This window comes from Paraburkholderia sp. IMGN_8, assembly GCF_038050405.1.
Lineage (GTDB): Bacteria > Pseudomonadota > Gammaproteobacteria > Burkholderiales > Burkholderiaceae > Paraburkholderia.
Map to the genome: position 1 here is coordinate 714,607 of NZ_CP150900.1, position 11,767 is coordinate 726,373.

Here is an 11,767-nt window from a genome sequence, read left to right on the forward strand (position 1 = left end):
GCGCTGTTGTCCCCGGGGTAGGGATGCGCGCACTTTTTCATTCTCAGTCATTGACAGAGGTCGCTCCATGCGCGTCGAACGGGTTCCATTCCGCTTAATCAGTGCCGCGACGGCTGCCGTATTGCTGGCAGCGTGCGGACCAAAACAATCGGCCCCGCCGCAACAAACCCCCGAGGTTGCCATCGTCACAGTCCAGCCGACGACTGTGCCGGTCACCACCGAATTGCCGGGCCGTACCAATGCATTCCTGGTGGCACAGGTGCGTGCGCGGGTTGACGGCATCGTGCTGCGCCGCGAATTCACCGAAGGCAGCCAGGTCAAGGCCGGCCAGCGTCTGTACAAGATCGATCCGGCGCCTTATATCGCGGCGCTGAACAGCGCCAAGGCGACGCTTGCCAAGGCTCAGGCGAATCTCGCCACGACCACCGCGCAGGCAAATCGCTACAAGGTGCTGGTCGCGGCCAATGCGGTCAGCAAGCAGGATTACGACAACGCTGTCGCGGCGCAAGGGCAGGCCGCCGCAGATGTGGCTTCGGGCAAGGCAGCGGTCGATACGGCGCAGATCAATCTCGGCTATACGGACGTGACTTCGCCGGTGACCGGTCAGGTCGGCATTTCCCAGGTCACGCCGGGCGCGTATGTGCAGGCGAGCGCGGCGACGCTGATGTCGACGGTCCAGCAACTCGATCCGGTCTATGTGGACCTGACCCAATCGAGCCTCGACGGGCTCAAGCTGCGCCGCCAGGTACAGGAAGGGCGCCTGAAGACGAACGGCCCGGACGCGGCGAAGGTCACGCTGATCCTCGAAGACGGCCGTACCTATTCGGAGCAGGGCAAGCTGCAGTTCACCGACGTGACGGTCGACCAGGGCACCGGTTCGGTCACGATCCGGGCGATCTTCCAGAACAAGGACCGTGTGCTGCTGCCGGGCATGTTCGTGCGTGCGCGCATCGACGAAGGCGTCAACGATAAGGCAATCGTCGTGCCGCAATCGGGCATTACGCACGATCCGAAGGGCCAGCCGACCGCGCTCGTTGTCGACGCGCAAAACAAGGTCGGGGTGCGCCAGCTCGTCACCTCGTCGACCTACGGTTCGAACTGGGTGGTCGAGAGCGGCCTGAACCCGGGTGACCGTGTGATCGTGCTCGGCACTGACAAAGTACGTCCGGGCATGACAGTCAAGACGGTCCCCGCGCCATTGCCGGCCTCCGACGCAGCTGCTCAGGAAGCGCCGGCGGCGAGCGGTGCACAGATGGCGCAGGCTGCCTCCGCGGCATCGGCCGCGAAATAACAGGGAGCCTGCTTCATGGCAAAGTTCTTTATTGATCGCCCGATTTTTGCATGGGTGATCGCCATCATTCTGATGCTCGCGGGTGTCGCGTCGGTGTTTACTCTGCCGATTGCGCAATACCCGACCATCGCGCCTCCGGCGGTGCAGATCAGCGCCGTGTATCCGGGCGCGTCGGCGAAGACGGTGGAAGACACCGTCACGCAGGTGATCGAGCAGCAGATGAGCGGCCTCGACCACTTGCTGTACCTGTCGTCCACCTCGGACGACTCCGGTACGGCGACCATCACGCTGACGTTCGCGGCCGGCACGAATCCGGACATCGCCCAGGTGCAGGTGCAGAACAAGCTGCAACTGGCAACGCCGCTTCTGCCGACTATCGTGCAGCAGCAAGGGATTAACGTCACCAAGTCGAGCAGCAGCTTCCTGCTCGTGCTGGCGTTCAATTCCGAAGACGGCAGCATGAGCAAGATCGACCTCGCGAACTACGTCGCGTCGAACGTCAAGGATCCGATCAGCCGTCTCGACGGCGTGGGTACCGTGACGCTGTTCGGCACGCAGTACGCGATGCGGATCTGGCTCGATGCGTCGAAGCTGACCAAGTTCAATCTGACGCCGGTCGATGTCCAGACTGCGCTGCAGGCGCAGAACGTTCAGGTGGCAGGCGGTTCGCTCGGCGGCACGCCTTCGGTGTCGGGCCAGATGCTGCAGGCAACGATTACCGAGGCGACCCTGCTGAATACGCCTGAGCAGTTCGGCAACGTGCTGCTGAAGGTGAACACGGACGGCTCGCAGGTGCGCATCAAGGACGTCGCGCACATCGAGCTGGGCGGCGAAAACTACAACTTCGACACGAAATACAACGGCAAGCCGACCGCCGGTCTGGGCATCCAGCTCGCGACGGGCGCCAACGCGCTGCAGACCGCGAAGAACGTGAAGACGAAGATCGACGATCTGTCGAAGTACTTCCCGCACGGCCTCGTCGTGAAGTACCCGTATGACACGACGCCGTTCGTGCGCCTGTCGATCGAAGAGGTGGTGAAGACGCTGCTCGAAGGCATCGTGCTCGTGTTCCTCGTGATGTACCTGTTCCTGCAGAACCTGCGCGCGACGTTGATTCCGACGATCGCGGTGCCGGTGGTGCTGCTGGGTACGTTCGCCATCATGAGCGCGGTGGGCTTCTCGATCAACGTGCTGTCGATGTTCGGGCTCGTGCTCGCGATCGGTCTGCTGGTGGACGATGCGATCGTGGTGGTGGAAAACGTCGAGCGGGTGATGGCCGAGGAGGGATTGTCGCCACGCGACGCCACCCGCAAGGCGATGGAGCAGATCACCGGCGCACTGGTCGGCGTGGCGCTCGTGCTGTCGGCGGTGTTCGTGCCGGTCGCGTTCTCGAGCGGTTCGGTGGGGGCGATCTACCGGCAGTTCTCGCTGACGATCGTGGCGGCGATGGTGTTGTCGGTGCTGGTGGCGTTGATTCTCACGCCGGCGCTGTGCGCGACGATTCTCAAGCCGATCCCGAAGGGTCATCACGAAGTGAAGAAGGGCTTCTTCGGCTGGTTCAACCGGACCTTCGAGACGAGCCGCGACAAGTACCACAGCGGCGTGCACCACGTGATCAAGCGCTCGGGCCGGTGGCTCATCATCTACCTGGTGGTGATCGTCGCGGTCGGTCTGCTGTTCGTCCGTCTGCCGAAGTCGTTCCTGCCGGATGAAGACCAGGGGATCATGTTCGTGCTGGTGCAAACGCCGGCCGGCTCGACCCAGGAGCGCACGGCGCGTGCCCTCAAGGATGTGTCGGACTACGTGCTGGACCAGGAAAAGGACATCGTCGAATCGGCGTTCACGGTGAACGGCTTCAGCTTCGCGGGCCGGGGCCAGAATGCCGGTCTCGTATTCGTGAAGCTGAAGGACTACGCTGCGCGCCAGCACGCGAACCAGAAGGTGCAGGCTTTGATCGGCCGGATGTTCATGCACTTCTCGTCGTATAAGGATGCGCTGGTGTATCCGGTGAATCCGCCGTCCATTCCGGAACTGGGTACGGCATCGGGTTTCGACTTCGAGTTGCAGGATCGTAGCGGTCTGGGCCACGCGAAACTGATGGAAGCGCGCAACATGCTGCTCGGCATGGCCGCGAAGGATCCGACGCTTGCCCAGGTGCGTCCGAACGGCCTGAACGATACGCCGCAATTCAAGATCTCGATCGATCATGAAAAGGCGTCGGCGCTGGGCGTGTCGCTGTCGGCAATCGACCAGACGTTCTCGATCGCGTGGGCTTCGGTCTACGTGAACAACTTCCTCGATACCGATGGCCGGATCAAGAAGGTGTACGTGCAGGGCGACGCGCCGTTCCGGATGAATCCAGAAGATCTGAACTACTGGTATGTGCGTAACACGGCGGGTGGAATGACACCGCTCAACTCGTTCGCGTCGGGCAGCTGGAGCTACGGTTCGCCCAAGCTCGAACGCTACAACGGTATTTCCGCTGTCGAAATCCAGGGTGCAGCAGCCCCAGGCAAGAGTACCGGTCAGGCGATGGGGGCCATGGAAGCGATCGCGGCAAAACTGCCGGCGGGTATCGGCTACGAATGGACGGGCCTGTCGTTGCAGGAACGCCAATCCGGTTCGCAGGCGCCGATCCTGTACGGCATCTCGATCCTCGTCGTGTTCCTGTGTCTCGCGGCGCTGTATGAAAGCTGGTCGATCCCGTTCTCGGTGATCATGGTGGTGCCGCTCGGCGTGTTGGGCGCGCTGCTTGCCGCTACGCTGCGCGGGCTCGAGAACGACGTGTTCTTCCAGGTGGGGCTGTTGACCACGGTGGGTCTGTCGGCGAAGAACGCGATTCTGATCGTGGAGTTCGCCCGCGAACTGCAGCAGAGCGAAGGCATGGGGCCGATCGAGGCCGCGCTGGAAGCAGCGCGTCTGCGGTTGCGCCCGATTCTGATGACCTCGCTCGCGTTCATTCTCGGCGTGATGCCGCTCGCGATCAGTAACGGCGCGGGTTCGGCCAGCCAGCACGCGATCGGTACCGGCGTGATCGGCGGGATGTTGACGGCGACCTTCCTCGCGATTTTCATGATCCCGATGTTCTTCGTCGTGATTCGCGCGAAGTTCGGCGGCGAGAAGGAAGACCCGGATGCAGCGCTCGAACACTACAACCAGCACCATCCGCACGATCCGCAAGGTGGCGCGTCGGACGGTAACGGCTCGGGCAAGGACGGACATTGAGATGCAAAAACACTCTTTGATTGCAGTGGCGGTCGCGTTCCTCGCCGCGGGTTGCACGATGGCGCCGAAGTACGAGCGCCCGGCCGCACCCGTGTCGGGGGCCTTCCCGGCCGGCGGCGTGTACGAAACGCAGCCGGGTGCGACCCAGCCTGGCACGACGGGGCAACCGGGTGCATCGAGCACCGCGCGCAGCGCGAATGGTCAGGCCGCCGCCGATATCGGCTGGCGTGATTTCTTCGTCGACGCGCGTTTGCAGCGGCTGATCGAAATCGCGCTGAAGAACAACCGCGATCTGCGCGTGTCGGTGCTGAATATTCAGGCGTCGCAGGCGCAGTATCAGATCACCCGCGCGGCGCTGTTCCCGACGCTCAACGCTGCGGCGTCGCAAACCAAACAGCGCACGCCGAAAGATCTGACGTCGACTGGCCTGACGATCTCCAACACCTACTCGGTCGGTCTGAATGCATCGTGGGAAATCGACTTCTTCGGGCGGATTCAGAGCCTGAAGGACCAGGCGTTGGCTCAGTACCTGGCTACCGCCCAGGCGCGCAAGGCAGCGGAAATCTCGCTGGTGTCGCAGGTGGCGAATCAGTACCTGACGGTGCTCGAACTCGACGATCTGCTGAAAGTCACGCAGGGCACGCAGAAGACCGCGCAGGAGTCGTACCGGATCACCAAGCTGCAATTCGAGACCGGCACTGGCTCGGAACTCGATTTGCGGCAGGCGCAAACTGTGGTCGAGCAGGCTTTGGCGAACCTGCAATCGCAGGCTCGTCTGCGGGCGCAGGCAGATAACTCGCTGGCTTTGCTGATCGGCGAGCCGCTGCCTGCTGATTTGCCGCCGGGCGTGCCGCTCGGCAACCAGAATCTCCTCACGGATATTCCGGCTGGTCTGCCCTCCGATCTGCTGACGCGCCGGCCGGATATCATCGAAGCCGAGGAGAATCTGCTGGCGGCCAACGCGAACATTGGCGCGGCACGTGCGGCGTTTTTCCCCAAGGTTTCGCTGACCGGCAGTTTCGGTACGCTGAGCCCCACGCTCGGCGGTCTGTTCAAGCCGGGTTCGGCGGCGTGGAGTTTCGCGCCGTCGATCACGTTGCCGATCTTCGAAGGTGGCCAGAACAAGGCTAACCTCGATCTCGCCCACGTGCAGAAGAACATTCAGATCGCGACGTACGAAAAGGCGATCCAGACGGCCTTCCGCGAAGTGGCGGACGGCTTGGCGGCGCGCGGCACCTACGATCAGCAGATCGAAGCGCTGGAGCGCAATACCTTTGCCGAGCAGCGCCGGCTGGACCTATCTAATCTGCGTTACACGAACGGCGTCGACAGTTACCTGTCGGTACTGACCGCACAGACCAGCCTCTATACGGCGCAGCAGTTGCTGGTTACCGCGCGGATGCAGCGTCTGCAGAACCTGGTTACGCTGTATCAGGCCCTGGGCGGCGGCTGGATCGAGCGGAACGGCGAGCAGCCGCGTCCGGCCGATGCGCCGGTCGATTACGGCGCGGCAAGTGCGCCGGTGGCGGCTTCGGCAGCGACGTCGGGCTAAGGCCCGGCTAAGGTCCCTGGCACCGAGCGCGTGCGGCGGGTTTCTGTTTCAGGGAGCCCGCCTCACGCAGTCGGCAATAAAAAAATGCCACGGCATGCCGTGGCATTTTTTTTATCCGCAGCGCCTGCGCGGCGCTCGCCAGCGTGTGACGCTCAATGCACGTCCACTGCCCGCAGCACCTCGTCACGCTGCGGTTCATTGCCGCCGCGCCCGTCGAAATCGTGCCCTGCCCGGCGAATTTCACTCTGCGCTTTCTTCTCGCTTTTGACGCCGTTGAAGATCAGGTTCAGCACTACCGCCGACACCGACGCTAGCAAGATCCCGCTATGCAGGAGCGGCGACAGGGCAGGCGGCAGCTTCGAGAAGAAGTGCGGCGACACCACCGGCACCAGACCCAGACCGATACTCACCGCGACGATGAACAGGTTGTGGTGGTTCTTTACGAAGTCGACCTTCGACAGCACCTTGATGCCGTTCGCCGCGACCATCCCGAACATCACGATGCCGGCACCGCCGAGCACGAAGGCCGGCACCGACGCCACCACTTGCGCCATCTTCGGGAACAGGCCCAGCAGCACCAGGATCACGCCGCCCATCGCGCAAACGAAGCGGCTCTTCACGCCCGTCACGCCGATCAGGCCGACGTTCTGCGAGAACGAGGTATGCGGGAACGAGTTGAAGATGCCGCCGATCAACGTGCCCAGACCGTCGACGCGCAGGCCGCGCACCAGCGTCTTCTGATCGACCGGACGATCGACCATGTCGCCGACCGCGAGGAACATGCCGGTCGATTCGATGAAGGTGACGAACATCACGGTGACCATCGTCGCGATCGAAAGCGGATCGAAATGCGGCAGGCCGAAGTTGAACGGCATCACGAAGCCGACCCACGGTGCATGCGTGACGCCTTCCATGTTGACGCGGCCGAGCGCCAGCGCGATCACGAAGCCCGCCACGATACCGAGCAGCACGGAAATGTTGGCGATAAAGCCTTTGGCGAACTTGTTGATGAGCAGAATCAGCATCAGCACGAGCAGTGACAGGCCCAGATACACCGGATTGCCGTAGTCAGGATTGCCGACGCCGCCGGCCGCCCAGTTGATGCCCACCTCCATCAATGACAGACCGATCACCGAGATCACCACGCCGACCACGACCGGCGGGAAGAAGCGCAGCAACTTGCCGATTGCCGGTGCGAGGAGGATGCCCACGACCCCGGCCGCGATCGTCGAGCCGAAGATGTCGAGAATGCCGAGTGAAGGATTGGTGCCGATCGCGACCATCGGACCGACGGCGGCGAACGTGCAACCCATGATGACCGGCAGACGGATGCCGAAGATCCACAGACCGAGCGTCTGAATCAGCGTGGCGATGCCGCAGGAAAACAGATCGGCGCTGATCAGGAACGCGATCTGGTCTTTCGGCAGCTTGAGCGCCGCGCCGATGATCAGCGGCACCGCGACTGCGCCTGCGTACATCACCAGAACGTGCTGAATGCCGAGCGTGAGCAACTGGCCCGCGGGCAGCCGCTCGTCGCACGGGTGAACCGTGTTCGATTGCATTTTGTCTCTCTCCACTATCTCGTTTTGGGATGACTCCAAGGTATGTGGAACGAAAAAGTGCAACAAGACCACTGGGGCCTATTCCGGCATTCCCGGTGACGATATGCGTGAGGGGCGTTTGAAAGTCAAAAGAAATGCGCGCACCGCACAAAACGGCGGCAAGCCCTGTGCAGCGGCGACGCGTGGCGGCGCGCGGCGCAGTCCGGCTTCAGGAGATATGTGTGAGAATCAATGAGGTGTATCTCGCTCGGCGCATAGTGCTGTTTTCGTGTGGCTCGCGGCGTGGCGGGGTTAACCCGCGAATCACGGTTTTCCGCGTGAGTTCGGACGCGTTTCCGAACCGGGCCCGCGATGACGGACAATGCACCACTCCCGGCACCTTCTGCGTGCTTATTCCCATGCCTGACCTGACGTTTTTTCGCTCATGAGTTTTCTTGGCATCGACCTCGGCACCGGCTCTCTCAAAGTAGCAATCGTCGACGAAAACGGCCGCGAGCAAGCGGCGGCGAGCGTCGCTTATGCACTCGATACACCGCATCCCGGTTGGGCGGAAACGTCGGTGCAAACCTGGTGGCGTGCGCTCTGCGAGGCGGCGGCGCGTTTGCCCGCCGATTTGCGTCGCGACGTTCAGGCGATCGGCTTCTCCGGACAGATGCACGGCGTCGTGTTAATCGACGCCGATGGCGAAGCGGTGCGCCCAGCGATGCTCTGGCCCGACACGCGTGCCTTGACGTTGCTCGATCTATGGCCTGAGCCGCAAGCCAATCCTGTTGCGCCCGGCATGGCCGGTCCGCTGCTGCGCTGGATCGTGCAGCATGAACCGCAGTCCGCGCGAAAGACGCGTTGGGCGCTGCAACCTAAGGACTGGTTGCGCGTCGCCTTGGGCGGCGTGATCGCGACCGATCCGTCCGATGCCTGCGCGACCGCGCTTGCCGATCCTGCGGGCGTGTGGGATCGCGCGTTGCTCGACCGGCTCGCGTTGCCGCATGAATGGTTTGCGCCGTTGGCGCCCTCGTATGCGGCGGGCGGCGTGTTGTCGGAGCAGGCCGCGCAAGCGCTCGGTCTGTGCGCCGGCATTGTGCTCGCGACCGGCGCCGCCGATACGCCATGCGCGGCGCTCGGCAGCGGTCTTGCTCGCGACGGCGACGCGCTGCTGACCACCGGCACCGGCGGACAGATCGTCGTGCTTGCCGAACACACGCCGGCCGCGGTGCGAGGCTTGCATCGGTATCGCGCGGCGAGCGATCACTGGTATCGGATGGCGGCGATGCAAAACGTCGGCGTCGCGCTTGAACGTGTGCGGGGTTGGCTGTCGTATGAGTGGGCCGATGCTTATCGAGCAGCATTCGGCGACACCGAAGCCGCAGCAGCAGGTCTCACGTTTCTGCCATACCTCACCGGCGAGCGCACGCCCTGGCTCAATCCGGCCGCGCGTGGCGGCTGGCTCGGCCTCGCACTCGACCACACGCGCGGCACGATGATGCGTGCGGCTTTCGAAGGCGTGGCGTTCTCGTTGCGCGCCGGGCTCGATGCGATTCGTCAGAGTGGCGCGACGGTCGCCACATTGAAGCTCGCCGGCGGCGGTTCCGTGGATGCACGCTGGCGGCAGTTGCTTGCCGATGCGCTCAACGTCGAGCTGTATGCGGTCGATTGTCCCAACGCGGCGCCGCGTGGTGCGGCGATCCTCGGCGGCCTGGCGAGCGGCCACTGGCATGCGGGCGATCTGGCGGCATTGGCGCCGGGTGCAACGCGTGTCGCCGGTCCGCAAGGCGATGCAGCGCTCGCCGGGCGTTACGCGCGCTTTCTCGATCTGTATGGCCGCGTCGAAACCTGGTTCGGCGAAGACAAGGCCCAGTAACCGGGGCGATGTCACGTTCAGACAATGCCGCGACGCACTTTGCAATACCATGACGACTTTCGCGCGCTAAGTTATTCCTGCGTTATCCCTGAGTTATCCGTGGGGACGCGCTGCCGCGCGCCAGCCACACCATCCGTGCGCAGCGCGGTACACGAATTAACTGCAGCAGCCGAACCGCGACACCGGCGCACCGCGAGAAATCTCGCCGCGACGCGCCACGCATTCACAGACTCACAGGAGCATTCACGATGAAGACCAAAGCAGCAATCGCATGGAAAGCAGGCGCCCCGTTGACGATCGAGGAAGTGGATCTGGAAGGGCCGCGCGCCGGTGAAGTGCTGATCGAAGTGAAGGCGACGGGCATCTGCCACACCGACTACTACACGCTGTCCGGCGCGGACCCGGAGGGCATCTTCCCGGCGATTCTCGGCCATGAAGGCGCTGGCGTGATCGTCGATGTCGGTCCGGGTGTCGGCACGCTGAAGAAGGGCGATCACGTGATTCCGCTCTACACGCCGGAATGCCGCCAGTGCAAATTCTGCCTGTCGCGCAAGACCAATCTCTGCCAGGCGATCCGCTCGACGCAGGGCAAGGGTCTGATGCCCGATGCCACGTCGCGTTTCTCGCTCGACGGCAAGCCGCTGTTTCACTACATGGGCACGTCCACGTTTTCGAACTACATCGTCGTGCCGGAAATCGCGGTCGCGAAGGTGCGTGAAGACGCACCGTTCGACAAGATCTGCTACATCGGCTGCGGCGTGACGACGGGCGTCGGCGCGGTCGTGTATTCGGCGAAGGTGGAAGCGGGCGCGAACGTGGTGGTGTTCGGTCTCGGCGGCATCGGCTTGAATGTGATCCAGGGTGCGAAGATGGTCGGCGCGGACAAGATCATCGGCGTCGATATCAACCCGGGCCGCATTGAGCTGGCGAAGAAATTCGGCATGACCCACTTCGTCAACCCGAACGAAGTCGAGAATGTGGTCGACCATATCGTGCAACTCACCGACGGTGGCGCGGACTATTCGTTCGAATGCATCGGCAACACGAAGGTGATGCGCCAGGCGCTGGAGTGCACGCACAAGGGTTGGGGGCAGTCGTTCATCATCGGCGTGGCGGCGGCGGGCGAGGAAATCAGCACGCGTCCGTTCCAGCTGGTGACGGGCCGCGAGTGGAAGGGCTCGGCGTTCGGCGGCGCGCGTGGCCGTACCGATGTGCCGAAGATCGTCGACTGGTACATGGAAGGCAAGATCAACATCGACGATCTGATCACGCACCGTCTGCCGCTCGAACGGATCAACGAAGGCTTCGATCTGATGAAAAAGGGCGAGTCGATCCGCTCGGTCGTGCTGTACTAATTCTGAACTGAGCGAGGATCATCGCGATGCTTGAGCTATTGTCGTCGCACGCTTGCCACGGCGGCGAGCAGCGCATCTACCGGCACGACTCGCAGACCATTGGTCTGTCGATGCGCTTCTCGGTGTATCTGCCGTCGCACGCATTGCAGGCCAACGCGAACGTGCCCGCGCTGTTCTATCTCGCAGGCCTGACTTCCACCGAAGAAACCTTTCCGATCAAGGCAGGCGCGCAGCGCTTTGCCGCGCAGCACGGCATCGTTTTAGTCGCGCCGGACACGAGTCCGCGCGGTGCGGGCGTGCCGGGCGAAAGCGCGGCGTGGGATTTTGGCGTGGGGGCGGGCTTCTACGTCGATGCGACTCGAGAGCCGTGGTCGAAGCACTATCGGATGTACTCGTACGTGCGCGACGAGCTGCGCGAAACGGTGCTCGCGAATCTGCCGGTGGACGGCGCGCGCCTTGGCATTTTCGGGCATTCGATGGGTGGTCATGGCGCGCTAGTGCTGGCGCTGCGCAATCCGGAGATTTACCGGTCGGTGTCGGCGTTCGCGCCGATTGCCGCGCCTTCACGGTGCCCTTGGGGCAAGAAGGCGTTCGGCGGTTATCTGGGCGAAGACCGTGAAACGTGGAAGCAGTACGACGCGAGCGAGCTCGTCGCACACGCGTCGCACAAGTTCGCGGCAGGGATTCTGGTCGATCAGGGACTGGCGGATCAGTTTCTCGCCGAGCAGTTGAACCCGGATGTGTTCGAAGCCGCTTGCAAGGCTGCGGGGCAGGCGCTGACGCTACGCCGCCACGCGGGCTACGACCACGGGTACTACTTCATCTCGACTTTCATCGAAGATCACATCGCGCATCACGCGAAGGTGCTGCTCGGTTGAAATAGCGCGGAGTGATGCGACGGCATGCAAGCGTGCCGTCGCCACC

7 protein-coding genes are annotated in these 11,767 nt (G+C 63.3%); 6 read left to right on the forward strand and 1 reads right to left on the reverse strand.

Annotated elements, in window-relative coordinates; all coding sequences use genetic code 11:
• Positions 1-67 precede the first annotated feature (67 nt).
• Genes WN982_RS03505 through WN982_RS03515 form a run of 3 tightly spaced genes read left to right on the forward strand, consistent with a single transcriptional unit; the run spans position 68 to position 6,068 of the window.
• On the forward strand, positions 68-1,291 hold the full coding sequence (locus WN982_RS03505) for an efflux RND transporter periplasmic adaptor subunit (protein WP_341314409.1): 1,224 nt from the start codon (positions 68-70) through the stop codon (positions 1,289-1,291).
• Between the two features lie 15 nt (positions 1,292-1,306).
• Entirely contained in the window at positions 1,307-4,516 is a 3,210-nt protein-coding gene (locus tag WN982_RS03510) for an efflux RND transporter permease subunit (RefSeq protein ID WP_341314410.1), read from the forward strand.
• 1 nt (position 4,517) lies between these two features.
• Entirely contained in the window at positions 4,518-6,068 is a 1,551-nt protein-coding gene (locus WN982_RS03515) for an efflux transporter outer membrane subunit (RefSeq protein ID WP_341314411.1), read from the forward strand.
• Positions 6,069-6,220: 152 nt separating this feature from the next.
• On the opposite strand, the gene WN982_RS03520 is transcribed toward WN982_RS03515, so the two are convergent.
• Positions 6,221-7,630, reverse strand: a complete 1,410-nt coding sequence (locus WN982_RS03520; RefSeq protein ID WP_341314412.1) for a nucleobase:cation symporter-2 family protein — start codon at positions 7,628-7,630, stop codon at positions 6,221-6,223.
• A gap of 424 nt (positions 7,631-8,054) precedes the next feature.
• Here WN982_RS03520 and WN982_RS03525 point away from each other — a divergent pair, with 424 nt between their 5' ends.
• The 3 genes from WN982_RS03525 to fghA all read left to right on the forward strand — a co-directional run bounded on the left by WN982_RS03525 (position 8,055) and on the right by fghA (position 11,721).
• Positions 8,055-9,488: an FGGY family carbohydrate kinase gene (locus WN982_RS03525; RefSeq protein WP_341314413.1), complete on the forward strand. Its 1,434-nt coding sequence runs from the start codon at positions 8,055-8,057 to the stop codon at positions 9,486-9,488.
• A 248-nt stretch (positions 9,489-9,736) separates the two neighbouring features.
• The gene (locus WN982_RS03530; protein WP_341314414.1) at positions 9,737-10,843 is read left to right on the forward strand and encodes an S-(hydroxymethyl)glutathione dehydrogenase/class III alcohol dehydrogenase; all 1,107 of its coding nucleotides are present in this window, start codon (positions 9,737-9,739) and stop codon (positions 10,841-10,843) included.
• Between the two features lie 26 nt (positions 10,844-10,869).
• Positions 10,870-11,721 (forward strand): S-formylglutathione hydrolase, encoded by an 852-nt coding sequence (gene fghA, locus WN982_RS03535; RefSeq protein WP_341314415.1) that lies wholly within the window; start codon positions 10,870-10,872, stop codon positions 11,719-11,721.
• Positions 11,722-11,767 lie beyond the last annotated feature (46 nt).